The organism is Nocardia sp. NPDC003963 (assembly GCF_053605105.1).
Map to the genome: position 1 here is coordinate 438,327 of NZ_JBSGIP010000001.1, position 26,373 is coordinate 464,699.

Below are 26,373 nucleotides of genomic sequence, written 5' to 3' on the forward strand. Positions count from 1 at the left end.
GTCCGGCCCGGATCACCGGTCCGGGCCGGACGAGCCGGCGGGATATTCACCGAGCGGGACGAGATCGCGGGACCAGGCCGAGATGACCGGATCGACGACGCGCCATGCTGCTTCGGACTCGTCCGCGCGGATCGACAGCGCCGGATTCCCGTTCAGCACGTCCAGGACGAGCCGGCCGTAGGCCGGTAGATCGGGCGGTGGGATCTGCGCGGACATCGTGAGCGGCACCAGCGTTTCCCGGCTACCGCCGATGGCGTTCAGCGCGAGGGTGAGTGTTTCGGGATCGAGTCCGAAACGCAGCACGTTGGGTCGCGCCGTCCCGTCCGGGGCTGTTCCGCCGGGGCCGAACGGCAGATGCGGTACCGGCCGGAAGTGGACCGCGACCTCTTTGCGATCGGTCCCGAGGGCCTTACCGCTGCGGAGTACGAACTCCGTCCCCGACCATCGCCAATTATCCAGTCGCAGTTCGATTTCGGCGAAGGTCTCGGTGTGTCGTCGCGGGTCCACCCCGTCCTCGTCGGTGTAGGAGGGTACGCGCCGATCCCCGATCGAGCCCGCCGCGTAGCGAGCACGACGGGTGCGGCGCGGAATCTCCGTATCGGTCAGCGGCCGCAGCGACCGCAGTACATCGACCTTACGGTCGCGCAGGTCACGCTCGGAAAGCGTGATGGGCGGTTCCATGGCGATCAGGCAGAGCAACTGCAGCAGATGGTTCTGCACCATATCCTCGAGCGCGCCCACCTGGTCGTAGTACCCGGCGCGGCCCTCCAGCGTGAGGGTTTCCTCCCAGATTATTTCGATCTTCGCGATATGCGCGCTGTTCCAGATCGGTTCGAGCACCCGGTTGGACAGCCGGCTTCCGAGCAGGTTCTGCACGGTGGTCATGGCTAGGAAATGATCCACCCGGAAGACGGCCTCCTCGGGGACCAGGTCGGCCAGCAGGCGATTGAGTTCCACCGCGCTCGCCAGATCCTCACCGAACGGTTTCTCGAGGACGATCTTGCTGCCCGGGGGTAGGCCGACCTGATCGAGAGTCCGCACCGCCGTGGGAAACAGCGCCGGGGGAAGGGCCAGATAGACCGCGACGGGGCCGTCTCCGGAGACGGCAGCCGCCACGGTTTCCGGATCGGCGATATCGGCGCGCCGGAACTGTGCCGAGGCCGTGATCGCTTTCCGGGCGCCGACCGGGATATCGCCCGCGTGGCGATCGAGCCGGGCCTCGACCCAGCCCCGGAATTCCCTATCGCTGCGGTCCTTGCGATCCGCGCAGACGAGGCGGAAATCGTCACCGAGGCGACCGGCGGCCCGCAGCGCGGCGAGCCCGGGCAGCAGATAGCGTCCGGACAGATCACCGGTTCCACCGAAGATCACCAGCCGGGTGATCACGCGGTCGTTCCCGCCGTCGTGGACGCGCGCGCCACACCGCTACGGGCCGAGGCGCCGATCGAGTCGCGCGCTGCCGGATGGCAACACTTGTCTGCTCGGTGGCTGAGTTGGAACAGCGGATGGATATCGAGCATGCCGCCTCGCTTCCACAGATCGATACCGCCGACGATGGACACGGTGAGCGCTCTGCCACTGCTCGGCACGGTGGCGATTCCTCCGACACTATCGTCGCGATCGGGTTCCGGAATCGGTCGCCGGGGAAACCCGCCGATCCGATTTCCGCTGGTGCGGGTCCGGCCGGTCGGTAGGCATACGGACCCGGGTCGATCGCCGCCGCGAGACCACACCGGCGCGGGTCCGGGGGCCCGACCGGCAATATCGGGCGCCGTGGGTCGTCGGGGAATTCCAGGAGACCCGGTCCCGCCGCGCCGCGATATGACACCGCCACCTGCGAGTAGGCTTGGCGGCACTGTGCTCCGCTGACCGAAGGAGTGCGTAACGATGGAATGGTTACTGATCGCCGCGGTGGTCGTGCTGATGGTGGCCGCGCTGGTGTGGCGATCCCGGGATCGTAAGGAACGGGCCGCGCTCGAACTGGCCGACGCATTGGCCGAGGCCCGGCGTATCAACGAGCGCCTCGGTGGCCAGGTGTACAACCTGCCCGGCCGGAACACCGCCGCCCAGCAGGCGCTCGCCGATGCCGCGGAGCGGCATACCGCGGCCGGTTCCCAGATCGATCAGGCCGCGTCCCCGGCCCAGGCCCGGCTGGCGAAAGAGACCGCGATCGAGGGGCTGTACTACATTCGCGCCGCGCGTGCCGCCATGGATATGGATCCGGGCCCCGCCGTCCCCGAACTCGAGGGCCGGGCAGCCGCGGGCGAAGTCAGTGAAGAACGTGTGATCGATTTCGAGGATCGCCGGATCGCCGCGTCCCCGCGCCCGTCCTCCGAAACCCCGAACTACTACCCGGGCGGACGTGTCGCCGGCCGGCCCGTACCGGCGGGCTGGTACTCCGAACCCTGGTGGCGACCCGCCATGATCGCAGGTACCTGGGGGTTGGGTTCGGCGCTGTTGTTCACCTCGTTGTTCTCCGGAATGTCCGGAGTCGGCTACGGCGCGGAAGGCTTCGAGAGCGGGTACGGCGAAGGATATGCCGACGGGATCGGCGCCGGAGATCAGGGATACGGCGAGCCCACCGGCGACGCCGGGGACGGTCCGGGCGGCGACGGGGGCGGTGACTGGGGTGGGTTCGACAGCGGCGGTTTCGACGGCGGTGGCTTCGACTTCTGACGCACCGGCCGTGCGGTCGCGGTGCCGCGGCGGCGGAATCTGCGAACCGCGCGCCAGGCGATGAACAGCAGCGCGCCCAGCGCGATCGGAATGAGCAGCGGTAGGACCATCGCCAGCGCGACCAGGACGAACGCCAGCACATCCTCGACGACCGATACGACCGGGTTGGCGATACCGCCGGTCGTGGCGGTACTGGCCGCGCGAACTCCGGTCTGGGCCGCGCTGAAGGTCAATGCGGTGGGGCCGCCGACGATGATTCCCGCGATTGCCGCCGTGGCCGGATCGGCCGCCTCGAATACGGATCCGGCCGCGATCGCCCCGGCTATCGGACCGGTGATATTGCCGATGACCGACAGGGCGTTGTCGATGAACGGAACCAGATCGCCGAGAATCTCCACGGCGGCCGCGATCGACAGCGCGATCAGCGCCCCGGTCGAACCGATCCACGCGTAGGACTCGTTGAGGTCCAGGCCCAGCACCCCGAAATGTACAGCGGCGCTGAGCAACAGCAGTGGTAGGAATGCCCGGAACCCGCACGCGGCCGCCAGTCCCAGCCCCAGAAAGGCGGGCAGTACCCAGCTACTCATGGTGCGAGTGTAAGTGCCCACTCCGGCGCCCGGAGTATCACCGCGACCTGCGTGAGACGTTCGAACATCGCGAGGTCGAGGACGCAGTCCGCCTCGTCGTATCGCACGGCGCGATTGTCGGCGTCGTAGGAGATATCGGTCACGCCCGCCGTCCGCATCTCGGCGAAAACCTGCAGTGCGAAATCTCGTCGTTGCCGATCATCGTGGGTATCGGTCCTCGGTGGGAGCAACCTCACAGTTCGTCCGGCAGTCGAGCCGGCTGGGCGAGGCGCGGGCAGTACTCCGGAACAACCGCCGGCGGTGGTGGCCGATATCCCCGTTGCGGGAGCCTCGGCTGCCCGCAGGTGGTCTCGAGCAGGGGGAACACGCCGGAAGATCTGCGCGGCGGGACCGGTGAGGTCGCGTACGGTTGCCGTAACGGGCCCGCTCAGGCCCCCGACCCTAAGGACAGCCATGTCCGATAAATCTCCCCGCAGCACCTCCTCGAAGAAGTCCGGTAAATCGCTGAAGGAAAAGCGAGCGGAAAAGAAGGCCAAAGTGGGCGGAAAATACGAGGTCGAGCCCGCTACCGACCCCAAGCGTCGCTGAGGGGCCGGGCGGCTGCGGCGTCGCGGCCGGAAACCGTTGCGCTGTAGCGGCACTCGTGGCCCGGTCGGTCCGGGCCGGGCGTCCGGCCCCGGATCGGTCACCTCGGTCGCGCACATCGGTGAGCGCACCCGTTGCGGATGAATTTCCGCAGGTGTGGCATAGTGGTCTATCGAGAACGGGCTAATCGAAGTGATCTGCCCGGCTCACCTACAGAAATGAAGTATTAACGCATGGCGCAAGGCAGTGTGAAGTGGTTCAACGGCGAGAAGGGCTTCGGCTTCATCGCACAAGACGGAGGCGGCCCTGACGTCTTCGTCCATTACTCCGCCATCAGCGGTTCGGGCTTCAAGTCCCTCGAAGAGGGCCAGCGTGTGGAGTTCGAAATCGGGCAGGGCCAGAAGGGCCCCCAGGCTCAGGACGTTCGCACGATCTGATCCGCATGAGCTTCGGGCTCCGCACCCTCGAGGTGCGGAGCCTTTCTCGTGTAACGGCCCGTTGTCAGCGCCGTTGCGCGAGCCGCGCGTAGAGATGGCGGTCGGTACGCGGACCGCCCGGCGTATCGGCGCCGTACCGGGCGATTTCCGCGTCCAGATCGAGTGGACGAGTGGGTGGGACCCCCGGGCCGAGTTCATCCGGTACGAGGTGATCGGGAACGAGCCAGGTGACTTCGAACTCGATACCGTCCGGATCCCGGCCGTACAGGGCCTTGGTCGCCGCATGGTTCGCGGCGCCGGTCAGCGCGTCGGCCTCCAGTAGTCGCGTGCGGGTTTCGGCCAGTACCGTCAGCGTCTCCACCTCCCAGGCCAGATGGTAGAGGCCGACCGAACCGTCGGCCGCCCGTTCTCCTCGCGCTCGGAAGAGTCCCAGATCGTGGTCATTCGCGGAGGAAGCGCCACGCAGGAAGGCGCCGCCCGGGAAGTCCGCGGGGATCCGCTCGAACCCCAGTACCCGGGTATAGAAGGCGACACTCACCTCCACGTCGGAGACGAACAGCACGGCGTGGTTGAGACTGCGGACGGACATCGGTACTCCCACTGATCGAGCCCGGTATCGGGTGACTCCGACCATACGTATCCGGCCGGACCTGCGGGCGCGACTGCCCGTCCACCGGGATCGGGCGAGCCCCGCAGGCCGAGTGGCCGAGGGGAGTCGCCCCGTGCCCCGGCCGATCCGCGTATGGGCGTGAGTCGGCGCGGTTTGCGGGTATCCGTCGTACAGGAACGCGAGGAGCACGCTCGGGTGTCGTCGCTTCCGATGGAACATCAGGAGGTTCTCATGCTCGCCATCGCCGCCGCCGTCGCGTTCGGTCTCGCGCTCATTCTCGATCTGGCGGATGCCACACTCGGTGACGAGATCAACGGCGGCACACTGATCATCGTCGGCCTGTTGCTGATCGCCCTGCATCTCGCGGGATTCGGTACCGGCACCCGCGCGGGTTCGGCGGGACGGTCCTGGAACTGGCGACGCGTTCGCCGCTGAGCCCGCGGGCTCCGCGTCGAGCGATTCTTCCCGCTTCGGTAGGCGACTCGCTAGCGTCGCGGTATGACCGTCACGTGGGAAGAGCTGGGATGGGAGCGGCTTGCCGAGGGGGTGGGGCGGTGTCGATTGCCGAGATGGGACTGCACCGTCGGATTGATCGTCGGCGACGGATCCGCGTTCGTGATCGATACGGGGTCGAGTCTCGGTGAGGGTGCCCGGGTGCGGGAGCAGGCGCAGGCGCTGGCCGGGCGGACTGTCACCGGTGTCCTGCTGACCCATCATCATTTCGACCATGTCTTCGGTGCGGCGGCGTTCGCGCCGGCACCGGTATTCGCGGCCGACGGTGCGCAGGCGATCTATCGGGACGGAGCCGGTGAGCTGTGGGCCGACGCGGTGGACAACGGGCTGGATCCGGCTACGGCGCGGGCGGCCGCGGCCGCGCTGGTGCGACCCCGGGAGTACGTTCGGGACGTGATCAAGCTGGAGCGCGATACCGGTCGAGAGATTCGGCTGGTCGCCGCCGGACCGGGACATACCGCGCACGATCTGGTGGTCGTCGTACCCGGCGATCCCACTGTGGTGTTCTGCGGCGACCTCGTCGAGGAATCGGGGGAGCCGCAGGCCGGCTCCGACGCCGCACCGGCGGATTGGCCCGCTGCGCTCGACCGGCTGGTGGATCTGGGCGGCGCGGATGCGTTGTATGTGCCCGGCCACGGGGCGGTGGTGGACGCGCGTTTCGTGCGGCGGCAGCGGGATGAGTTGGCGGTCCGGTTCGGTGTGTCCGGGTGATTCGGACCGTGCGGATACTTTCGGAGAGCATGCGAAAGAATCTGTCGGACAACTCGAGTCAGTGCAGTTTCCGGCGGTGGTTCCGGACGATCGCCCGTTCGGCGAACGGGCGGGGGGTCGCCGGGGGAGTGCGCTGACTCCGTCCGATATGGTTCGAACCCTCGACGCGGACGATCCCGAGCCCCGGTTTACGGCCGAGACCGCCGAGGATGAGCTGTTCTTCGGCCGCCGTGGCCCGAGTGGGCGGGCCTTGCGGCCACCACTGGTCCAGTGCGGTCAGCCCGGGATCCACCAGGTCCAGCGAGCCGAAGAGGTCGCGAATGTGTTCCCGGCTCCGGTACCGGCCCGGCCCGAATTCCTCTTCCGTATAAGCTCGTTCGATCCGCCGGGCCAGGTCGTGGAGTTCCGGACGGCCGGGGCCGGGATCGTGATAGTGAGTGATCGCCACATACGATCCGGCGGGAAGTCGATCGATGAGGCGGGATACGACCCCCGCCGCGTCGTCGTCGCCGAGATGGTGCAGAACCGCGCCCAGCAGCACCGCGATCGGCTGCCGTAGGTCCAGGTACCGGCCCGCGTCGTCCAGGGTCGCCGCGGTATCGGTGAGATCGCCGGGGAGGTAATGGGTGTTCTCGTTCCGCTCCAGCATCGCGCGGCCGTGCGCCACACAGAGCGGGTCGTTGTCCACGTACACGAACTTCACTTCGCGGCGCCCGCACTCCTGCGCGACGATATGGAGGGGGTCGCGGGTGGGCAGTCCGGCGCCGAGATCCAGGAACTGCGGTACCCCGGCGCACTCGGCCAGCGACCGTACGACGCGGGCCAGCCAGCTCCGGTTCATCAGGTGGACATCGCCCTGCCGCGGTGCGATTCGCCGAATCCGGTCGAACGCCGACCGGTCCACCGCGTAGTTGTCCTTACCGCCCAGGCTGTAGTCGTAGGCGCGGGGAATGCTGGGCCGATCGGTATCCGCGCCGACGGGCCGGGCAGCCTGCAGGGGGACGGTATCGATCGTCATCGCGCCTCCGTCACATACCGGCCGGTCACCTTTCGACGGCCCGGTTCCGAATGTAACACGGCAACATAATCTATGGTGATGTTGCGCTGCGGTTGCCCGGGGCCTCGCGCTACCGGTACGGTTCGGAACCCTTGGGGCTCAACCGAGTTCGGTGTGCCGGTCGGGTCGATACTCGAGATGTTCGCGGTCCCAGTTCGCGGCGTCGGCGGCGGCTTCGTAGGTGCTCTGCAGGAACTCGAGCACGGTGCCCTCGGGATCGTCGGAGGTGCGCACTGTTTCGTAGGGCAACAGGAATTCGTGGATGGCGGAGTCGTAGTACGCCGACGGCGGCCGCACCGGTGCGCCGGTGTACCCGGCGGGTTCCGGGTAGGCGTAGGCATAGAAACTGCCCTCGGCCGAACCGCCGGGCCAGAAACCGGCACTGGCCAGTTCGTGGGAATAGCCTTCGACCATGACCCGGTCGGCGCAGTTGGGGGCGCCACCCGGATGCGGTGGGGCGGTGCGCCCGGAAAACCTGGTGCAGGCCAGATCCATAGCGCCCCAGAAGAAGTGCACCGGACTGGATTTACCGGCGAAGAGCGCGCGGAACCGGTTCAGGACACGATCGGCGGCCACGAGTTGGCGCCAGAAGAGGTGGGCGGCATCACGGTCGTAGGCGGCGTGCTCGATATCGTCGGCGAACGGAATCGCGCGTTCGACCTCGACCGGTCGGGCCAGGATATCGGTCTCGATATCGAGCACGTCCAGTGCGGCCATGACTTCGGCGTAGAACGCGGCCACGGTCTTGGGCTCCAGATTGATCACTCGCCGCCCGCCGCTTCCGGATCGCAGGTGCAACTGATGGTCGATGAAATCGAATTCGATATCGAACAGGCCACCGTCGTAGGGGATCGCCGAGGTGGTCAAACCGCGGGCCGACAGATACAGGGGCACCTGCCACCAGTGGTTGACCATCGGCGCCCGGGCGAGTCTGATCTTGCCGATGATCTGCGTCCACATATGCAGCGTTTCGCGGGTGTCGGCCCAGTCGTCCACGCGCAGGGACGGCCAGTGTTCGCTCGGCGGAATTGCGCCCACTGTCTCCTCCGTGGTTCGGGTTGCCGTCGTCGTGGACGGTGCGGAACGGGTCGATCATCGGCACTGCGGAGCACCTCACACTAGTGGCGCGGCCGCTCGCGCACCCGATCGGTGACCGAACCGTTGTGTGCCCACCGCCCGGATCCGATCCCTGCGGCACCCGCTCCGCCCGGCCGCGCCCATTAGGGTCGAAGCCATGCCCACTCCGGACTTCATCCGTCATATCCGGGCCACCGTCGGTCACCAACTCCTCTGGCTCCCCGGGGTCAGCGCCGTCGTCTTCGACGAAGCGGGCCGGATTCTGCTGCACCGCCGGGTGGACGATCACCGGTGGGCACTGCTCTCGGGTATCCCCGAGCCGGGCGAACAGCCCGCCGCCGCCGTCGTCCGGGAGGTGTTCGAGGAGACCGGCGTCGAATGTGTGGTCGAAGGGCTGGTCGCGGTGCAGTCGGAGCCGGCGATGGCCTACGCCAACGGCGATATCTGTCAGTTCATGAACCTCTGCTTCCGGGCTCGTGCCGTGGGCGGTACGGCCAGGGTGAACGACGACGAGTCCCTGGAAGTCGGCTGGTTCGCGCCGGACGCGCTGCCCGCCGACCTGGACGGGGACCAGCGGGTCCGGGTCGAGCGCGCGCTGGCCGGGGGGCCCACCTGGTTCGAGCAGGTGAGCCGGGGCTGAGGCAGGGCACCCGGCCGGCATCGTCGTCGGTCCCGGCATACTCGCGAAGTGGTGAACGACGATACATACGGCACCGCGGCGGACTGTGCCGCCGTACTGGACGACCCGGTGGGCGAATCGCTGCGCGGGCCACACGCGCAGCTGGCCCGCCGGTCGGGCCGGGCGGCCGCCTACCTGCCGGAAATCGCGACCTTCGCCGCGGTGGGCGCCGACCCCGGCCGCCCCGAATGGGATGCACTGGCCCGGCTGCTCGGGCGCGGCGAACTCGCCGATATGTTCAGCTGCGCGGCCCCGCCACCGCCGGACTGGGCGCCGGTTTTCGCCGTCGACGGCCGCCAGATGATCTGGACCGGTAGCGCCCTCCCCGGTCCGCCGGACGGCGCGACCGAACTCGACGTGGTCGAACTGGGCGCGAGCAGCGTGCCGGAGATGCTCGAACTGGTCGCGCGGACCCGGCCCGGGCCGTTCTGGTCCCGTACCCATGAACTCGGTACGTATCTGGGTATCCGGGGAGACGACGGCAGCCTGGTGGCGATGGCCGGAGAACGACTCCGCCCGCCGGGATGGACCGAGATCAGCGCTGTCTGCACCGCCGTCGAGGCGCGTGGGCGCGGCTACGCCGCCGGCCTGGTCCGGTCGCTGGTCGCGCGGATCGTCGCGCGCGGCGAACGCCCCTTCCTACATGTGGCGGAGCCGAACGGCGCCGCGATCGCGCTCTACGAACAGCTCGGCTTCGAAACCCGGAAATACGTGACCTTCAGCGGATTTCGTACCCCCTGACCCCGCGGTGCGCGGCCGGGTGACCGGTGCGCACCGGCCACGGGGGTTCGTCCGGCGCCGCCGCCGGGCCGGGTGTCGCGTCCGTGGGGTGCCTGCGGATCGGGGTGCCATCGCTTAGCCTGTGCTGGTCGATCCAGGACGAACGAGGAGCAGCCCGGGCAGTAGTGGTCGTGAACCCGAGGAGGTCTTGTCTATGGCTGTGCTGTCCCCGCGGGAACGTCCCAAGCGCTGGTCGCTCGACGATATCGTGGTCACGGATCCGCCGATCATCCGTCGAGCGATCGGCGCGGCGAGTATCGGCAACATCACCGAGTGGTACGACTTCGGCGTCTATGCCTATTTCGAGCCGACCATCAAAGAAGTGTTCTTCACCGACCTGGGTGACACCGCGGGCACGATCGCCACATTCGGCCTGTTCGCGGTGGCCTTTCTGGTCCGTCCGTTCGGCGGTATGTTCTTCGGCCCGCTGGCCGACCGCATCGGCCGGAACAAGGTACTGGCCACCACGATGATGCTGATGGCCGTCGGCACCTTCGCTGTCGGCTGTATCCCGGACCAGAACTCGATCGGGATCTGGGCGCCGATGCTGCTGCTGTGCGCACGGTTGGTACAGGGTTTCTCCACCGGCGGCGAGTACGGCAACGCCATGACCTTCATCGCCGAATACGCACCGGACCGGCGGCGCGGTTTTCTCGGCAGCTGGCTGGAATTCGGCACTTTCACCGGGTATCTGCTCGGCGCGCTGGTCGTCACCTCCGCCGATGCGGTGCTGACCGACGAACAACTGCTGGCCTGGGGCTGGCGGTTGCCGTTCTTCGTCGCACTGCCGCTCGGCATCGTCGGCGTCTACCTGCGGGTGCGCCTGGCCGATACGCCCGCCTTCGCCGCCCTGCAGCAGGAGTCCGAGCAGCGGGAGAAGGCGAACAAGACCGGTGACGAGGCCAAGATCCTCGCCAGGTTGTGGCCCTACGTCCTGGTCTGTATGGGTCTGGTCGTCGTCTGGAACGTCACCAACTACATGCTGACCTCGTATATGCCGACCTACATCACCGCTACGGTGCCGGAGGCGCGCGGCGGTGGGGTATCCGGCTCGACGTCGCAGTGGCTGCAGATCGCGGTGATGGCGATCGCGCTGCTGACCATTCCGGTGATCGGCCTGCTCTCCGACCGGGTCGGGCGTAAACCGATCATCTGGACCGGTGTCGTATCGCTGATCGTGCTGGCCTTCCCCATGGTGCTGCTGGTCCGTGTCGACAACGGGTTCGCGGTCTTCCTCGGCCTGCTGCTCATGGGACTGACGCTGATCTGTTTCAGCGCGACGATGCCGTCCACCCTGCCCTCGCTGTTCCCGACGAAGGTCCGTGGCGCCGGGCTGTCGGTATCGTTCAATGTCGCGGTATCGCTGTTCGCCGGTACCACCTCGGTGGTGGTCGGCGCGCTGGTGGGAGCGACCGGCGATCTGAACTGGCCCGCCTACTACCTGATCATCGCGGGTGTGGTGGGTGCGGTATCGGTCTATTTCCTGCAGGAGCCCAACGGCCGGCATATGTGGGGCTCGGCGCCGGCCGCGCGGTCCGAGGAGGAAGCCGCGGACTTCGTCGCGGCCCAGGGGGCCGGTCCGCTGCCGTAGCCGCGCTCCGATGACCGGATCGTGCTTCCGGACGGTTAGCGGCTGCCGTGGGGTCGGCGTGGCCGGCGTGCCCGGAGCACAGGCAGCGGCGGCCGCGGTCGCATGGCGTTTCTCGGCATATTTCTCGTCCTGTCCGGAGTAGAGGACACATTCTGGCCGCTTCCGGTGCGACTGTTGTCCGTCTCAGGCCTCGACTCGATCCAGGAGCAACCGTGACCTCCACAACCACCGCCCACCCGAAATGCCGCTTCGATACCGCCGGTGACGGAGCATCCCGGTGACGGTGCTGTCGACCCGGGCGCTCAACAGGGCGACGCTGGCCCGGCAGTTGCTCCTCGAGCGAACCGATCTCCCGGTGCTCGATACCGTCGCGCACCTGTGCGGACTCCAGGCGCAGGAACCACAGGAACCGTTCGTCGGGCTCTGGTCGCGTATCCGTGCCTTCGACCCGGCGATTCTCGACGATCTGCTGACCACTCGGCGCGTGGTGCGGACCCATCTCATGCGCCGCACGGTCCACCTCGTCACCGCGGACGACGCCCTGGCGTGGCGCGCCCGCCACGGCGAAATGCTGCGCCAACGGGTACTCGGGGTCTACCGCCGCGAACTGGACGGAGTGGATCTCGACGAACTCGCGACGGCGGGGTGGGACCTCATGGCGGCGGGACGACCGCATACGATGCCCGAACTCGGCCGGGCGCTCGCCGCCCGCTGGCCGGCCGCCGGATCGCGGGCCCTGGGCGAGACGGTCATCGCCGCGCTCGTCCCGGCCGTGCAACTGCCGCCCCGCGGACTGTGGCGCCGGAAGTCGGGAGCGCGGACCGTGCCACTCACCTGGTGGCTGGGCCGTGCGATCGACCCGCCTGCCCCGGAGGGCGCCGATCCGGTCGGCGAAGCGCTGGTGCTGCGATATCTCGCCGCGTTCGGGCCGGCGGCGGTGGCCGATCTGCGCGCCTGGTGCGGTCTCGCCGGGCTACCCCGCGCGGTGGCTGCGGCGAGAGGGAAGTTGATCGCGTTCCGCGACGAGCAGGGCCGCGAACTGCTCGACCTCCCGGACGCGCCGCGGCCCGACCCCGATACCCCCGCTCCGGTGCGGTTCCTGCCCGCCTTCGACAATGCGATCCTCGGCTATCACGATCGCAGCCGGATCATCGATCACGCTCACCGCGGTCTGTCGGTCGCCGGTGCGCGCGTCGTCCTCGTCGACGGGCGGGTCGCTGCCACCTGGACTTGCGATACCGCCGCGCTGACGGTCACCCCGCTACGCCGATTCACCCGTGCCGAGCGCGCCGCCGTCGCCGGCCACGCGGCGGAGGTGGCCGCGTTTGTCGGCGAACACAGCAGTTGCCCGGTGCGAGTGGTCGCGGCTGCCGGCTGAAGGCCGACGGAGTCGGTTCGCGCCCGCCACGTCCGGTGACCGGCGGCGATATCAGAACGTCACGGTGGCGTACCCGGCGACACCACGGCCCGGACGTCGCGGTGCCCGGCGCGCACCGCGACTCCGGCCGAGGAGGTATCTAGTGGGACGAGGTCCGCCGAAGCCTGGTGTTGACGAACTCGCCCAGCCCCCAGCGGCCCAGTTCGCGGCCGTAGCCGGATCGGTTGACGCCGCCGAACGGGAGGCCGGGCAGGGTGGTCCCGTGCTCGTTGACATAGGCCATACCGACATCGAGCCGATCGGCGATCTCCGCGGCTCGGAGGGTATCGGCGCTCCACACCGACCCGCTCAGGCCGAAGTCCACATCGTTGGCGAGCCGGACCGCCTCCTCGGGCGAGGAGACCTTGTACACCATCGCGGCCGGGCCGAAGATCTCCTCGGAGTAGGCGTCCATCTCCGGCGTGATCCCGGTGAGCACGGCGGGCCGCAGGAACGCGCCGTCTCCGTCCAGGGGCGAACCGCCGGTGTGCAGGGTCGCCCCCTGTCGCACGGCGGTTCTGATCTGTTCGGCGACGGTATCGCGCGCCGAAACCGACGACAGCGGTCCCACCTCGGTCCCGGGATCGGCCGGATCCCCGACCACGGCGCGGTCGAACTCGCCCACCAGCCCGCGGACGAAGTCGTCGTAGAGGTCCTTGAGGACGATGAAGCGTTTCGGCGAATTGCATGCCTGGCCCGCGTTGGACAGGCGCGCTCGCGCCGCGATCCGGACCGTTTCCGCCATATCGTCGGTATCGAGCAGGATGAACGGGTCGGAACCCCCCAATTCGAGGACCGACTTCTTCAGGTTCTTCGCCGCCTCCTCCGCGACGGCGGCGCCCGCTCGTTCGCTACCGGTCAACGACACCCCGCGAATCTCGGGACGCGCGAGGAGTTCGGCGATCTGCGCGGAACTCGCGTAGATATTGATATAGACGTTCCCGGGGACCGAGGCTTCGTGGAACATATCGGCCATGAGCTGCGAAGAGGCGGCGCAGATGGAGGCGTGCTTGAGGATTATCGTATTGCCCAGCAACAGGTTCGGCGCGGCGAAACGGGCGACCTGATAGTAGGGGTAATTCCACGGCATCACGCCGATGAGCGGCCCGATGGGTAATTTCTGGACCACCGATTCGTCGGCGCCCTGGGGATCCAGGCGCTCGGTCTTCAGCAGTTCGGGCCCGCGTTCGGCGTACCACCGATAGATATCCGCGGCGAGCTGCACCTCCCCGGCTGCTTCTTTCGCTGGTTTGCCCATTTCCCGCGTGATGGCGGCGGCCAGTTCCGCCGCCCGTTCCTCGTACAGATCCGCGGTACGTGCCAGCGCACCGGCGCGCTCCGCCACCGAGGTGTGCCGCCATGCCTCGAATCCTTCGGCGGCGCGCTCGGTGAGGCCGGAAATCTGGTCGTCGGCCAGTCCCGGGAATTCGTGTTCTGTAGTACCTGTGGTCGGGTTCGTCGTCACATAAGTACTCATGACACGATGCTACGGACCGGCCGGAGGTATGTTTTCGTCACTGGTCTCCGCATCTCCGCCGGGTGGCTGCCGTAGTCTTCGCCGGACCTGTTCTCGGGCGGTTTCGGCTGGGTACGCGCATAATTGATGCTTCAAATCCCGTGTGTCGGTTCGCGGCGCGGAACGATCTGTTTTCCGCGGCGGGTGCGGAATGTAGGAATCGTCATGATTTCGTCCGTTGATCTCCCGGCTGCCGTTCATCGGTGCAGATCAGGAGGCCGGCGCGACCGTCCGGGTGCCGATATGTAAGTTTTCGTTCATCGATCGTGTAGCGGAACTGTGTTGGTTTCGGCCTTCCGGCCGGGCACGCTGTTGTCCGTGACCGGAATTCTCCCCATCGGCGCGGACGTGCGGCCGCGCGAGTGTTGTCGATCCCGCTGACCTCGCCGCGCCTGAACCGCCGATCTTCCTCCGGTTCAGGGAAATACGTCCGGCACCTGATCGATGGCTTGTCGGTGTCCTGTTCACCGACCGCCGCTCTCCACGAAAGGCCGATGGGTTCCCCATGTCATACGAGCTCGCCCGGCGCCGATTCCTGGGCCTCGGAGCCGCGCTGGCCGGCACTGGAATACTGGCGGCGTGTGGTGATTACACCGCATCGTCCACGCGTACGAATTCTCCGCACAGTGCGATTCCGGTGCCCGGTGGCGAGATCACCTATCTCAACGAGAAACTGATCGACGGATATCAACAGCAGAGCACCGGATCGTGGCATGTGGCGCAGGTCTGGAACCAGATAGTCGAGCGGCTGTTCTATTACGACGCGGACGGAAACTTCCTGCCGCATCTGGCCACTGGATACACTCAGAACGACGCGCGTACCGAATTCGGCTTGACGATTCGGCAGGGGGTTACCTTCTCCAACGGCGAGAAACTGGACGCCGCGGCGGTGGCCGCCAACCTGAATCTGCTCGGTAGAGGTGATAAATCGCGGGGTATCCCGCGCGCCGCCTACTTCCCCACGAGTTACGGCGAAGCGGTGGCAGCCGGTGACTACGAGGTCATCGTCCGGCTCACCGGGCCGTTCGGTGATTTCATCCAGAAACTGGGCGCCCTGGACGACCGTCGGTATTCTGGCCCCGGAGACCGTCGCGGCCGATCTCGACGCGCAGTCCGATCCGAGCCGAATCCACGGTACGGGGCCCTTCGTGGTCGAATCCTGGCAGCCGAGTAGAGAAGTGGTACTGCGGCGGCGCGAGGATTACGCCTGGCCCCGCGGGGACGCGTCGCACGACGGACCCGCCTACCTCGAACGGGTGCGGGTCGCGCAGGTCGCCGAACCGTCGCTGCGCACCGGTTCGCTGCGGGCCGGTCAGGTCGACATCATCCACTACGTACAACCCACCGAGGAACCGTTCGTCACCGATGGGTTCGAGCTGATCGCCCCGGCCTTCTTCGGCAGCGTCTGGGGTCTGCAACTGCGTCTGACGGCACCGTTTCTGGACGATATCCGCGTGCGCCGGGCACTCACGCACGGGATCGACCGGCAGGAGATCCTGCGGACCAATTTCCCCGGCGGTGCCTGGACCGAAGCCAAGTCCACGTTCAACGAGGTCGTACCCGGGACCCTGGATCTCCGCGAAAAGTTCGCCTACGACCCGGAACTGGCCGCCCGCCTACTCGACGAGTCCGGTTGGACCGGCCGGGACGACGACGGATATCGCACCCGGGACGGGAAGCAGCTGAGCTTTCTGATCTACCCCTCGGTCTTCATCACGACCTCCGAAGCGGATCTGCAACTGATCGCCCAGCAGTGGCGCCGGATCGGGGTGCGCCTGCGGATCGAGGGCACCGATTTCTCGAACTACAACGCGGTGACGGCGCAGCCGGATGTGCCGCTGTACGAGAACCATTGGCTGGCGGGTAGCCAGACCGAGATGTGGCGGTGGTGGCACAGTTCGCAGGCGAACCAGTTCAAGGCACCCGGCGCGGAACTCGACGCGCTCCTGGACGCACTGGTGCAGGCGAGATCCACGGACGCCCGGATCGCCGCGTCGGAAGCGGTGCAGGAATACGTGATCGACCACGCCTACTACATCCCGGTGCACGAATTCCGGCAGACGTGGGGAGCGGCCCAGCGGCTGCGCGGCCTCGGTGTCGACGGGCTGGGCCTGATCAGCTTCTACGACGCGTGGCTCGCCACATGATCTGTCCGTCGCACCGGTCGGATCCCGCCCCGAGAGCGAAGCAGTGAGGAACGAAGTAGTTGTCGCACTACACAAAGTACGTGTTGTCCCGGATCGGCCAGGCCGGCGTGACGATCGGCCTCGTCTACGTTCTCGTCTTCGTCATCGTGACGCTGCTGCCGGGCGACCCGGTGTCCGGCCGGCTGAGCAATCCGGAATACGGATACACCGAGGACGAGATCAGGGAGATGCTCGTCTACTTCGAGCTGGATCGGCCGGCGTGGGAACAGCTCTGGGTGGCGCTCGAACGTCTGGCACACGGCGATCTGGGGTTGTCCTATGCCTCGAACCTGCCGGTATCGACGCTGCTGTGGTCGGGGATTCCGTCCACCCTCCGACTCGCGGGGACGGCCTTCGTCTTCGCGGTCGTGCTCGCCTTCGTGATCGCGGTCGGCGCGTTCTTCCTGCCGGACAGGTTCGGCGGGGGCCTGCTGCGCGCCTTCCCTTCGCTGTTCCTGTCGGTGCCCAGTTTCTTCATCGGGCTGGTCGTCGTGAATGTGTTCTCCTTCCAACTGGGACTGTTCGTGCTCAGTGATTTCCGGAGCGCGGACGCGCTGATCTATCCCGCGATCACCCTTGCCGTTCCGGCATCGGCTCCGATAGCCCAGGTGCTCGTCACCGCGCTCGACAGCGCCCGGTCGGAGCAGTACGCGACGGTGGCGATCTCGAAGGGAATCGGCCGGTTCGAATTGTTCGCGAAACATCTACTGCCCAATGCCGCGGTGCCGACATCGACGATCGCGGCGATCATCGTCGGCGATCTGCTCGGCGGTTCGATCATCACGGAGGCGATCTTCGGGCGCGCCGGTGTCGGCACCATCGTCGAGAAGGCAGTCGGCGAGCAGGATGTTCCGGTCCTGCAGGCGGTGGTGCTCCTCGCCGCCGCTCTCTTCCTGGTGGTGAATCTGATGGTGGACCTGTGTTACCCCGTGCTGGATCCGCGGCTGCGTCCGGCGGCGGTGGCGAAATGACGACGGCAGCCGGCGCACGGCGCGACGAAAGGACGGAGGATACGGTGGCGATCGCCGCGGCCCCGCCGGCGCGGATGCGGCCGGTGGTATCGGATCTCCGCACCATCTCGACCTGTGCCGCAGTGATCGTCGTCGTGGTGATCACGGCGTGGGCGATCGCCCCGGACCTGTTCACCGATCAGGATCCCTACTCGGGGGTCACCGCCGACAATTTCCGGGCACCGTCGTGGGAGCATCCGTTCGGCACCGATCAGCTGGGCCGCGATATTCTGGCCCGCGTCGTCCACGGGACCCGGCCGGCCGTACTGACGGCCCTGCTGGCCGTGGTCATCGGGCTGTTCGGGGGCAGTGCCGTCGGACTTCTCGCGGGGTTCTCCGGTCGTCTCGTCGACGCGGTGCTGGGCCGGGTGATCGATGCGTTGCTGGCGATTCCCGGGTTCCTGCTCGCCGTCATCGTGGTGGTGTCACTGGGTTTCGCGAGTGTCAACGCGGCCATCGCGGTCGGTATCTCCTCGGTGGCGGTCTTCGCCCGGCTGATCAGATCGGAGACGCTGTGGGTGAAGAATCGGGCGTTCATCGAATCCGCCCACCTCATCGGCAGGGGGAAGCTCACCGTGCTGTTCCAGCACGTCCTGCCGAACGTGTACCGATCGGTGCTGGCACTGGCGGTACTGCAGTTCGGCCTGGCCGTCATCAATGTGTCCGCGCTGGCGTTCCTCGGTTACGGGAACCCGCCACCCAGCCCGGACTGGGGGTTGCTCGTGGCCGAGGGCAAGGACTTCTTCTACCGCTATCCGTGGTTCGTCTACGCCCCGGGGAGCGTCATGGTGGCGTCCGTGCTGGCTCTGGGGCAGCTCGGCAGGCGGATCGGCAGGGACAGGTGATATGACAGCGACAGCAGATCTGCGGACCGATTCCGCGCGGGCGGCGGGTCCGGCACCACTGCTCACCGTTCGTGATCTCTCGGTGTCCTACAGCGGGAAGCGCGGGACGCCCACGGTCGCGGGGATATCGTTCGAGGTGCCTCCCGCGACCACCGTGGCGATCGTCGGCGAATCCGGGTCCGGGAAATCGACCGTGGTCGATGCGCTGCTCCGGCTGCTGGACCACCGGGTCGCGGTCGGCGGCACCGCCGAGTTCCGGGGTCGCGATGTACTCCGGCTGCCCGAACGCGAATTCCGGCCGCTGCGCGGCCGCGGTATCGGTTTCGTACCGCAGGACCCGACCTCGTCGCTGAATCCGGTGCGGCGGATCGACCGCCAGATCTTCGAAGCGTTCCGGTCCTCCGGGCTGCCCGAATACGCCCACCCCCGGCGCTTCTACGACCAGGCGGTCGACCTGCTGGACTCGGTGGGTATCGCACAGCCCGAACGCGCGCTGCACTCGTATCCGCATCAGCTCTCCGGCGGGCAACTCCAACGTGTGCTGATCGGGATCGCGATCGCCCAGCGCCCGGCACTGATAGTCGCGGACGAACCGACCTCCGCGCTGGATGTGACCATCCAGCAGAAGATCCTGGATCTCCTCGACCGGCTGAAGGACCGCTACGGGCTGTCGGTACTGCTGATAACCCACGATCTCTCGCTCGCCGCCGAGCGCGCGGATCGGGTCGTCGTGCTGAATTCGGGCCGGGTCGCGGAGACGGGCACCTCGTCGGAGGTACTCCGAACTCCGAAGTCGGCGTACGCGCGCACGCTGATCGACGATATCCCGAGTATCGATCCCGATCGCTTCGCCGTCGCGAAAGCCGCTCGGGCGCAGCCGGACGGTGCGGCGGCGGCTCTGGCGGTGATCGATGTCCACAAGGTGTTCCGGGTCGGTGCGCACCGGACGGAGGCGCTGAAGGGTGTGTCCTTCGAGATCCCGCCCGGCCGGACACATGCCCTGGTGGGCGAGTCCGGGTCCGGGAAATCCACACTCGCCCGGATCGCGCTGAGACTGCTCGAGCCGGATTCGGGGCGGGTACTGGTGGACGGCCGGGACCTCGCCCGCCTGGGCCGTCGTGAGCTGCGCGATGCGCGCCGGAACCTACAGCTCGTGTACCAGAATCCTTTTCATTCGCTCCACCCCACGTACCCGGTCGGCCGGCTCGTCGCCGAGCCCCTCGTACGCTACCGCCTCGGTTCGCGAACGCAGCGGCGGGAGCGGGTGATCGAGGTGCTGGATCTCGTGGGTCTCGACGAGTCGTTCCTGACCCGCGGAATTCGCCGGCTCTCCGGTGGACAACGGCAGCGTGTCGCCATCGCGCGGGCGCTGGGACCGAGCCCGGAAGTGCTCGTACTCGACGAACCGACCTCGGCCCTCGATGTGACCGTTCAGGCGCAGATCCTGCGGGTTCTGGTCGATCTGCAGGCCCGATTGGGAGTGGGTTACCTGTTCATCTCCCACGACCTGAGCGTGGTCCGGCAGCTCGCGGATACGGTGACCGTGCTGCGCCGCGGCGAGGTTCAGGAATACGGTGACACCGCGGACGTTTTCGCGAACCCGGCGGGGGAGTACACCGCGAGCCTGGTCGACTCGATCCCGAAGGCCGCCGTATGAGCCGGTATCCACTGCACGGCCCACCCGCTTCGCCGAGCACGCCGTACCGCCGCGGGAGCAGCTCGGCGCCCATCGGTGCGAATACACCGCTACCACCCTTCGTCCCGGCTTCCGGTCCGAAGTGGCAATCGCTCACCCGCCGACACGATTCGAGGAGTCGACAATGACCGACACACGCCGCCTGGGCACCGACGGACCCCGGGTCTCACCGCTCGGTATCGGATTCATGAGCTTCCGGACCGGAGCGGGACCGCAGGACGAGCGTGCCGCGCACGAGGTCGTCGACGCGGCCCTGGAATCCGGGATCTCGTTCTTCGATACAGCCGACGTCTACGGCCCCGGACACAGCGAGCGCCTTCTCGGCCGGGCGCTGCGAGGTCGCCGTGATCGGGCGGTGATCGCGACCAAATTCGGAAATCCACTGGACCGCGCCACCAATCCGAATCCCCGGATCGACGGCCGGCCGGAATATGTCCGTTCCGCCATCGAGGCCTCGCTGCGGCGGCTGGATGTCGACCACGTCGATCTCTACTACCTGCACCGCGTGGATCCCACAGTGCCCATCGAGGATACGGTCGGCGCGCTGAAAGAACTCGTCGAGGCGGGCAAGGTGCGTTGTATCGGCTTGTCCGAGCCCGGTCCGAATACGATCCGCCGGGCCCACGCCGTCCACCCGATCGCGGCGATCCAGAGTGAATGGTCGCTGTTCAGCCGCGATATCGAGAGTTCGACCGTGCCGGTGGCGCGGGAACTGGGTATCGCGCTGGTCCCGTACTCACCCCTCGGACGGGCCTGGCTGACCGGTACCGTGCGCTCACGCGACGATGTGAAAGAGCAGCTCGCGGCCCATCCGCGATTCGCCGAGGAGAACTTCGAGACCAATCGCGCGCTGGCCGCGGAGGTCGCGGCGGTGGCCGGTGAACTGGATATCCGCCCGTCCCAGGTGGCGCTCGCCTGGGTACTCGGGCGGGGTACCGATGTCGTGCCGATTCCGGGGACCCGCCATCCCGAATACGTCCGGGAGAACGCCGGTGCCGTCACGGTGGAACTGTCGGCGGACCAGGCGAGCCGGCTCGAGAAGCTGGCCGACCGGGTCGCCGGGCACCGTTCCCTGCAGCCGCAGAACCTCGGCACGGAGGCACCGGCACCGGGCGCCTGACGCTCATCGGTGTTCAGGCCAGCGCCGCCTGCATGGCCACCCCGTCCACATAGGAGTGCTTCTCGGTGACCGCGCCGTCCGCGACCAGCACATAGTCGGCCAGGTCGACGCATACGGGCCGGCCGGTCGCCGAGGTCCCGGTCAGCTGCCACTGCACCACCCAGAAGTCCGCCCCGATACGTAACGAGATCAGGTGAAAGGTCAGATCGGGGACCAGCGCGAAGGTACCCGCCGCGGCCTCCCGGATAGCGGCCCGGCCGCGGGCGGGTTCCTGTCCCGAATGCAGGTGGAATATCGAATCGGGAGAGTGCAGTTCGACGATCCGGTCGGGATCGCGATCGACCCAGCAGGCGTGGTAGCGCTCGAACAGTCGGCGAGTGGTCGTGGTCACGGGGTACCTCCGGGGTGGTGTCGGGACGGTCCGGGATCGCGCGGCGTACCGAGGCGCCGGGGGCCGGGCCGGTCAGCCCGGCTCGTTCGTGCGCTCGTTCCGCGTCGGGAAACCCAGTATCGGGGAGCGCCGTCCGTCGTGGCGATGGGCGCGGGCAGCCACTTCCGGCGGCTCGTTGTGCCGGTGCACAATCGCCGCTAGATTGGCGACGGTGAGCCGGCCCACGCCCGACGCTCGTTCCTACCTGCTGGGCGACCTGCGGGCCGATTCGGGCGCGATCTGCGCGGCGGTGACCGCCCGGATCCGGCACGACGACACCGATTACGGCAGTACCGCCCTCGCCCCCGGCGAATTGGCCGGCCTGGTCGACGACAGCTGCGCGGCCTGGTTGGATGCTCTCGCCGAGGCTCCGTACTCACTGGAACCGGCGCGGCGGGCGGGACGCCTCAAAGCCGAGCGCGGTATCCCCTTGGAAAGTCTGTTGCACGCGTTTCGCGTCGCCGGACTGGCGTTCTGGGAGATCATCGTCGAACGTGCCGGCCCGGCCGATCGCGGCGCGCTGCCCCGGCTGTCCACGCTGGTCTGGGCCACCGTCGACGAATACTCCGTCGCGGCCGCGGAGGCCTATCGGCGGGTGGTGGCCGCCGGGACCGGCCGCCCCGATCAAGGGCTGCTGCGTGCGCTTCTCGACCCCGGATTCCCCGCCGTACGACGGGCGGAACTGGGCGCCGGGCTGCGGCTGCCCGGCCGGGCCACCCTGGTGGTCCTGGTCGGCGATATCCGGTTCACCGCGGCCGGGGTGACCACCGTCCACACCCTGCTCGCCGACGACCGGGTCACGCTGGCCGCCACACTCTGGCCGGATACCTTCGAGGACGCGCTGCGGACCGCTCGGGCCAGAGCCGGTGCCAGCCGGCCGTTCACCGATCTCGCCGCCGCTCCCGCCGCGCTCGACCAGGCGCGTCTCGCCTTCCGATGTCTGGGCCCGGCCGATACCGGGGTGCATATCTTCGCCTCGTCGCCGCCGCGGGCGTTGATCGCCGTGAACCCGGCATTGGCCGCGGATATCTTCTCGGAAACACTGGCCGCGTTCGATCGGCTGCCGCCCGGCGAGGCCGAGCGTCTCGTGGAGACCGCCACGGCCTGGTACGAACTCGGCGGTTCCACCTCGGCGGTGGGTGAGCGTCTGCACCTGCACCGGAACACTGTCCTGCACCGGCTCAAACGGATAGAACGACTCACCGGCACGACGTTCGCGGCACCGGCCGACGCGGCCCTGCTGTATCTCGCCCTGCAGGCACGATCGCTGCGGTCGGCACTACCGGACGAGCAGAGCTGAGCGTTGACCGCGAGCCGGGCGAATCCGAGGGTCGCTGTGGCGCGGGAGGACACGACCACCGCCCGCCGGTCGTAGCCGGTCGAGGGGCGGCGGCCGGTCGCGGGTATCGGGCGCCGGACGGGCCGAATCGATGCGGTGCGGGTCAGGACAGGCCGGACCGGAGGGCGCCGGGCCCGCTCGGTCGCAGCAGGGCCCAGGAGAGCAGGGCCGCTGCCGCGCAGCCGCCCAGAACCGCGCCGACGAAGATCGTCCAGCCGAATCGCTCGTATGGGATGCCGAACAGCCAGCCGAGGACTGCCGAGCCCGCGTAGTAGAAGAACGAGTACAGCGCCGAGGCCATGGCGGCGCGCCGCGGTCCGGCGATCTGCCCGATCCAGCCCGACGCCACCGCGTGGGCCCCGAAAAAAGCAGTGGTGAAGAGCAGGAGCCCGGATGCCAGCGCGACGAGATCGGGCAGCAGTGTCATTCCGGCGCCCGCGAGCATGAGCGCGATCGCGACGGCGAGCGTGGTGCCTCGCCCGAAACGTCCGGCAGCCGACCCGGCCACCCGGGCGCCGACGGTTCCGCCGAGATAGGCGAAGTAGAACAGGCCCACCCCGGCAGCGGACAGACCGTACGGCGGATCCGCGAGATGGAACGCCAGGTAGTTGTACAGTGCGACGAGGCTGCCCATCAGCACGAAGATCAGCGCATAGAGCCCCACCGCGGCCCGGCGCTTCAGGCAGTCGGCGAGATCTGTGGCGATGGTGGTCGCCACCGCGCGGTCGGTGGCCGGCGCGGGTCCCGCGGCCGGCACCGACCGGGCGCGGGACTTCCAGCCCGCGACGCCGAAGAGGCCCGCGAACAGCAGCGAGATGAGCGCCACGCCCAGCAGCGCACCCCGCCAGTCGGTGACCTCTGCCAGCCCGGCCCCCGCGACACGGCCGGCCAGGCCGCCGATGGTGGTGCCGGATACATATATTCCCGCGACGACCGGGACATCCCGCGGGCCGACCCGTTCGACGATGTAGGCCACCGCCAGCGCCGCCATCCCCGCGGCACCGATCCCCTGGAGGACGCGGACCGAGAGCAGGACGCGGAAATCGGGGGCGACGGCGACAGCGAAGCTCATGACCGTGGTGATGGTCAACGAGGCGCAGATGATCGGAAAAGTGCCGAAACGTTTGGCCAGTACTGCCCAGCCCAGTACCGAAACCGCGAGACCGAGAGTGGCCGCGGAGATGGTCAGGGAAGCCTGTGCGGCGGAGAGGTTCCAGCCGGGTTCGGCCTCGATGAGCGGGAGCACACTCTGCGGCGCGTACAACTGGGCGAACGTCACCACACCGGCCGCGAAGAGGGCCAGGAGCAGCAGCCGGTAGCGCGCCTCGCCGCGGTGGAGCAGTGCGCCGCCGCCGGCGTCGCCCTCCGTCGGCGCGAGTGTGCGGGTCGGTGTGCTCACGGCGGTCACCGTAGACCCGCACACAATCGCTGCACAATTGCATGGATGAAAGGTGAGCTATTCTCTTCCGCATGGAATCGGGCGGTGCGCGGGACCTCGACGAGCTACTCGACCACGGGGTGCGGTCCCTGATGCCCGAGCTCGCGGTCTTCGTCGGACTCGCGGATCGGTCGACGCTGACCGGAGCGGCGGACCGGATACGGATCGGCCAGCCGACCGCCAGCCGTATGCTCGCCCGGCTCCAGCGCGAACTGGGCCTGGATCTGGTCCAGCGCGAGGGCCGGAATATCGTCCTCACACCCGTCGGTCTCCGGCTCCTGCCCTTCGCCCGGCGCAGTCTGGAAGAGCTACAGCACGGAATCCTGGAGGCCCGGGAGGAGAGCGGGCGATCACGGGGCACGGTCACGCTCTCGTTCCTGCACACCCTCGGCGCCCGATTCGTACCCGAACTCATCGCGGAATTCCGGGCCGGCCACCCCGGCGTGGATTTCGTGCTCATGCAGGACAACCGGGCGAACTGCCTGCGATCGCTCGGCCGGCGCGAAGTCGATCTGGCGTTCGTCTCGCCCGCGCCGTCGGAATCGATGTACATCTCCAAAACCATCGAGGCGCAGGAACTGTTGCTCACGGTGCCCGCCGGGCACTGGGCCGCGAACCGGCAATCGGTGGACCTGTCCGAGGTCCAGCACGAGGATTTCGTCGTTTTCACGCCCGGGGTGGGTCTGCGCTCACTGAGCGATACCCTCTGCCGGCATGCCGGGTTCACGCCCCGGGCCCGATTCCAGGTCCAGGACACCACAACCGCGCGGGGAGTCGTCGCCGCCGGTCTCGGCGTCGCGATCCTCCCGCATTCCGACCAGAAGGTCGCGGTGGGCAGCGGATGCCGCGAGATCCCGATATCGGGCGCCCTCGCGCAGCGGCAGCTTGTGCTGACCTGGTTGACCGAACCGCGGATCACCAAGGCATCCGCGGCGTTCCGGCGATTCGTGCTGAACAGATTCGCCGTGGGCGGAGACCGGGAGCGCGAACAGGTGGGCGAATAGTCACCGGTGGTCGCGCGCTGGGCGCCGCCCTTCGGACCGTGGAACGGAAGCGTTCGGCGGTGGGCGTTCGTCCCCGGACCACCCGACCGTCCCGGTCGGTCGCTGCCACCGTTGTGCTCGGCGCTCCACTTTCCGGTACGGACCGGGCCACCGAATGACCCGGTCCGTACCGGTCTGCTGCCGCACAGGCCCGGGTGCGGATTCGATACCGCCGTCCCCGGAGTCGTCCGGGATCACCGGCTCGGCGGTGCGTTTCGCTGTCCGGGATCAGGTGCCGCTCGGTGTCCTCCCTTCCGTGGACCGCAACGCCCGGCCCATGACCGTCGATCCGTGTTCGACGAAGCCGGTGATCGGGTCGGCGAGCGAATCGGGCAGCACATCGGTATGCCAGACGAACAATGTCCGCCCCCCTCCGGCCGGTAGTGCCTGCATGGAGGCGTGGTGATGTGAGGGGTGCAGGCTCCCGCCGACGACGGTGTAGGCGATTCGCCTGCGCACCGGATCCAGATCGACGAGACGTTCGCAGACGATCGTGCCGTCGGCGAAGGTGACGGTGCGGGTGTCGGCGTCGACCCGGGTACCGGTGACGAAACCCGGTGCCAGGCGTTCGTGGACAGCGCCGAAATCGCTCAGCACATCCCAGACCTCCTCGGGAGTGGGCTCGACGACGAATTCCTTGTGGATGGATGCCATGAGTTCCGCCCCGTCACGCCGCGGCGATACAGAACAGGTGGCCTTCGGGATCGGCGAGTACCGTCCACCGGCCCGCGCCCGGCTGGTATGCGGGTTCGGTCGCGCCCAGCGCGAGCAGTTGTTCGGTCGCACGTGCGGGATCGGCGACCGTGAAGTCGAGGTGGGCGTGCTTACCGGTATCCGGCCAGCCGGGACCCCGGTAACCCTCGACCCGCTGGAACGCGAGCTGGATCGGGCCTTCGCCCAGGTAGGCCGAATCATCGTCGACGTGGGTTATTTTCCAGCCCGTGACATTGCGGTAGAACTCCGCCATCGCCCGCGGTGACGCGCAGTCGACGGTGATCGCGGTGAGGTCCGCGTGAACGGTCATGAGGGT

At 68.1% G+C, this 26,373-nt stretch carries 28 protein-coding genes and 1 pseudogene; 17 read left to right on the plus strand and 12 right to left on the minus strand.

Annotated elements, in window-relative coordinates; genetic code table 11:
• Positions 1–12: 12 nt before the first annotated feature.
• Both ACWEWT_RS02060 and ACWEWT_RS02065 read right to left on the minus strand, forming a co-directional pair.
• On the minus strand, positions 13–1,386 hold the full coding sequence (locus tag ACWEWT_RS02060) for a glucose-6-phosphate dehydrogenase (RefSeq protein WP_452555240.1): 1,374 nt from the start codon (positions 1,384–1,386) through the stop codon (positions 13–15).
• A complete protein-coding gene (locus ACWEWT_RS02065; protein ID WP_452555242.1) occupies positions 1,383–1,589 on the minus strand; it encodes a hypothetical protein in 207 nt (68 codons plus the stop codon). Before ACWEWT_RS02065 ends, ACWEWT_RS02060 begins: the two co-directional genes overlap by 4 nt.
• Before the next feature lie 298 nt (positions 1,590–1,887).
• Between ACWEWT_RS02065 and ACWEWT_RS02070 the strand changes: the two genes are divergently transcribed.
• Complete coding sequence (locus ACWEWT_RS02070) at positions 1,888–2,676, plus strand: DUF1542 domain-containing protein (protein ID WP_452555244.1); 789 nt, start codon at positions 1,888–1,890, stop codon at positions 2,674–2,676.
• 26 nt (positions 2,677–2,702) lie between these two features.
• On the opposite strand, the pseudogene ACWEWT_RS02075 reads toward ACWEWT_RS02070, so the two are convergent.
• Together ACWEWT_RS02075 and ACWEWT_RS02080 are read right to left on the minus strand one after the other, a co-directional pair.
• Positions 2,703–3,263 (minus strand): annotated as a pseudogene (locus tag ACWEWT_RS02075) (DUF4126 domain-containing protein); the annotation flags it as partial.
• Positions 3,260–3,499: a hypothetical protein gene (locus tag ACWEWT_RS02080; RefSeq protein WP_452555246.1), complete on the minus strand. Its 240-nt coding sequence runs from the start codon at positions 3,497–3,499 to the stop codon at positions 3,260–3,262. The gene ACWEWT_RS02080 and the pseudogene ACWEWT_RS02075, both read right to left, overlap by 4 nt.
• Before the next feature lie 217 nt (positions 3,500–3,716).
• On the opposite strand from ACWEWT_RS02080, the gene ACWEWT_RS02085 reads away from it, so the two are divergent.
• Together ACWEWT_RS02085 and ACWEWT_RS02090 are read left to right on the plus strand one after the other, a co-directional pair.
• Positions 3,717–3,851: a hypothetical protein gene (locus tag ACWEWT_RS02085; RefSeq protein WP_452555248.1), complete on the plus strand. Its 135-nt coding sequence runs from the start codon at positions 3,717–3,719 to the stop codon at positions 3,849–3,851.
• Between the two features lie 230 nt (positions 3,852–4,081).
• Complete coding sequence (locus ACWEWT_RS02090; protein ID WP_449894928.1) at positions 4,082–4,285, plus strand: cold-shock protein; 204 nt, start codon at positions 4,082–4,084, stop codon at positions 4,283–4,285.
• A gap of 64 nt (positions 4,286–4,349) precedes the next feature.
• Here ACWEWT_RS02090 and ACWEWT_RS02095 read toward each other — a convergent pair whose 3' ends face one another.
• A complete protein-coding gene (locus ACWEWT_RS02095) occupies positions 4,350–4,874 on the minus strand; it encodes a VOC family protein (protein WP_452555250.1) in 525 nt (174 codons plus the stop codon).
• A 216-nt stretch (positions 4,875–5,090) separates the two neighbouring features.
• Between ACWEWT_RS02095 and ACWEWT_RS02100 the strand changes: the two genes are divergently transcribed.
• Both ACWEWT_RS02100 and ACWEWT_RS02105 read left to right on the plus strand, forming a co-directional pair.
• Positions 5,091–5,330: a hypothetical protein gene (locus ACWEWT_RS02100; protein ID WP_452555251.1), complete on the plus strand. Its 240-nt coding sequence runs from the start codon at positions 5,091–5,093 to the stop codon at positions 5,328–5,330.
• Positions 5,331–5,393: 63 nt separating this feature from the next.
• Entirely contained in the window at positions 5,394–6,119 is a 726-nt protein-coding gene (locus ACWEWT_RS02105; RefSeq protein ID WP_452555253.1) for an MBL fold metallo-hydrolase, read from the plus strand.
• Positions 6,120–6,177: 58 nt separating this feature from the next.
• On the opposite strand, the gene ACWEWT_RS02110 is transcribed toward ACWEWT_RS02105, so the two are convergent.
• Both ACWEWT_RS02110 and ACWEWT_RS02115 read right to left on the minus strand, forming a co-directional pair.
• Positions 6,178–7,137, minus strand: coding sequence for an SAM-dependent methyltransferase (locus tag ACWEWT_RS02110; protein WP_452555255.1), 960 nt, complete (start codon positions 7,135–7,137; stop codon positions 6,178–6,180).
• A 138-nt stretch (positions 7,138–7,275) separates the two neighbouring features.
• Positions 7,276–8,214, minus strand: coding sequence for a DUF5996 family protein (locus tag ACWEWT_RS02115; RefSeq protein WP_452555257.1), 939 nt, complete (start codon positions 8,212–8,214; stop codon positions 7,276–7,278).
• A 196-nt stretch (positions 8,215–8,410) separates the two neighbouring features.
• Here ACWEWT_RS02115 and ACWEWT_RS02120 point away from each other — a divergent pair, with 196 nt between their 5' ends.
• From ACWEWT_RS02120 to ACWEWT_RS02135, 4 genes are all read left to right on the plus strand, one after another.
• Positions 8,411–8,893 carry an NUDIX hydrolase gene (locus ACWEWT_RS02120; RefSeq protein WP_452555259.1) on the plus strand — a complete coding sequence of 161 codons (483 nt, stop codon included), beginning with the start codon at positions 8,411–8,413 and terminating at the stop codon, positions 8,891–8,893.
• A gap of 51 nt (positions 8,894–8,944) precedes the next feature.
• Positions 8,945–9,673: a GNAT family N-acetyltransferase gene (locus ACWEWT_RS02125; protein WP_452555261.1), complete on the plus strand. Its 729-nt coding sequence runs from the start codon at positions 8,945–8,947 to the stop codon at positions 9,671–9,673.
• A 193-nt stretch (positions 9,674–9,866) separates the two neighbouring features.
• Positions 9,867–11,303: an MFS transporter gene (locus ACWEWT_RS02130; RefSeq protein ID WP_452555263.1), complete on the plus strand. Its 1,437-nt coding sequence runs from the start codon at positions 9,867–9,869 to the stop codon at positions 11,301–11,303.
• 277 nt (positions 11,304–11,580) lie between these two features.
• On the plus strand, positions 11,581–12,681 hold the full coding sequence (locus ACWEWT_RS02135) for a winged helix DNA-binding domain-containing protein (RefSeq protein WP_452555265.1): 1,101 nt from the start codon (positions 11,581–11,583) through the stop codon (positions 12,679–12,681).
• A 139-nt stretch (positions 12,682–12,820) separates the two neighbouring features.
• Here the strand turns inward: ACWEWT_RS02135 and ACWEWT_RS02140 are convergent, their stop codons facing one another.
• Positions 12,821–14,197: an NAD-dependent succinate-semialdehyde dehydrogenase gene (locus tag ACWEWT_RS02140; protein WP_452555266.1), complete on the minus strand. Its 1,377-nt coding sequence runs from the start codon at positions 14,195–14,197 to the stop codon at positions 12,821–12,823.
• Between the two features lie 544 nt (positions 14,198–14,741).
• Here ACWEWT_RS02140 and ACWEWT_RS02145 point away from each other — a divergent pair.
• From ACWEWT_RS02145 to ACWEWT_RS02170, 6 genes are all read left to right on the plus strand, one after another.
• Positions 14,742–15,410 (plus strand): ABC transporter substrate-binding protein, encoded by a 669-nt coding sequence (locus ACWEWT_RS02145; RefSeq protein WP_452555268.1) that lies wholly within the window; start codon positions 14,742–14,744, stop codon positions 15,408–15,410.
• Positions 15,385–16,383, plus strand: a complete 999-nt coding sequence (locus ACWEWT_RS02150) for an ABC transporter substrate-binding protein (RefSeq protein ID WP_452555269.1) — start codon at positions 15,385–15,387, stop codon at positions 16,381–16,383. Before ACWEWT_RS02145 ends, ACWEWT_RS02150 begins: the two co-directional genes overlap by 26 nt.
• A gap of 59 nt (positions 16,384–16,442) precedes the next feature.
• Positions 16,443–17,393: an ABC transporter permease gene (locus tag ACWEWT_RS02155; RefSeq protein ID WP_452555271.1), complete on the plus strand. Its 951-nt coding sequence runs from the start codon at positions 16,443–16,445 to the stop codon at positions 17,391–17,393.
• Positions 17,390–18,277, plus strand: a complete 888-nt coding sequence (locus ACWEWT_RS02160; RefSeq protein WP_452555273.1) for an ABC transporter permease — start codon at positions 17,390–17,392, stop codon at positions 18,275–18,277. The genes ACWEWT_RS02155 and ACWEWT_RS02160 overlap by 4 nt, the downstream gene beginning before the upstream one ends.
• A 1-nt stretch (position 18,278) precedes the next feature.
• Positions 18,279–19,934, plus strand: coding sequence for a dipeptide ABC transporter ATP-binding protein (locus tag ACWEWT_RS02165; RefSeq protein ID WP_452555274.1), 1,656 nt, complete (start codon positions 18,279–18,281; stop codon positions 19,932–19,934).
• A 163-nt stretch (positions 19,935–20,097) separates the two neighbouring features.
• Complete coding sequence (locus tag ACWEWT_RS02170) at positions 20,098–21,093, plus strand: aldo/keto reductase (protein WP_452555276.1); 996 nt, start codon at positions 20,098–20,100, stop codon at positions 21,091–21,093.
• Positions 21,094–21,106: 13 nt separating this feature from the next.
• Here the strand turns inward: ACWEWT_RS02170 and ACWEWT_RS02175 are convergent, their stop codons facing one another.
• Complete coding sequence (locus ACWEWT_RS02175) at positions 21,107–21,484, minus strand: nuclear transport factor 2 family protein (RefSeq protein WP_452555278.1); 378 nt, start codon at positions 21,482–21,484, stop codon at positions 21,107–21,109.
• A gap of 211 nt (positions 21,485–21,695) precedes the next feature.
• On the opposite strand from ACWEWT_RS02175, the gene ACWEWT_RS02180 reads away from it, so the two are divergent.
• Positions 21,696–22,823 carry a helix-turn-helix domain-containing protein gene (locus ACWEWT_RS02180; protein ID WP_452555280.1) on the plus strand — a complete coding sequence of 376 codons (1,128 nt, stop codon included), beginning with the start codon at positions 21,696–21,698 and terminating at the stop codon, positions 22,821–22,823.
• Between the two features lie 142 nt (positions 22,824–22,965).
• On the opposite strand, the gene ACWEWT_RS02185 is transcribed toward ACWEWT_RS02180, so the two are convergent.
• Positions 22,966–24,261, minus strand: coding sequence for an MFS transporter (locus tag ACWEWT_RS02185; protein WP_452555282.1), 1,296 nt, complete (start codon positions 24,259–24,261; stop codon positions 22,966–22,968).
• Positions 24,262–24,332: 71 nt separating this feature from the next.
• Between ACWEWT_RS02185 and ACWEWT_RS02190 the strand changes: the two genes are divergently transcribed.
• Complete coding sequence (locus tag ACWEWT_RS02190; RefSeq protein WP_452555284.1) at positions 24,333–25,304, plus strand: LysR substrate-binding domain-containing protein; 972 nt, start codon at positions 24,333–24,335, stop codon at positions 25,302–25,304.
• Positions 25,305–25,571: 267 nt separating this feature from the next.
• Here the strand turns inward: ACWEWT_RS02190 and ACWEWT_RS02195 are convergent, their stop codons facing one another.
• Both ACWEWT_RS02195 and ACWEWT_RS02200 read right to left on the minus strand, forming a co-directional pair.
• Positions 25,572–25,997, minus strand: a complete 426-nt coding sequence (locus tag ACWEWT_RS02195) for an SRPBCC family protein (RefSeq protein ID WP_452555286.1) — start codon at positions 25,995–25,997, stop codon at positions 25,572–25,574.
• A 13-nt stretch (positions 25,998–26,010) separates the two neighbouring features.
• A complete protein-coding gene (locus ACWEWT_RS02200; protein WP_452555288.1) occupies positions 26,011–26,367 on the minus strand; it encodes a VOC family protein in 357 nt (118 codons plus the stop codon).
• Positions 26,368–26,373 lie beyond the last annotated feature (6 nt).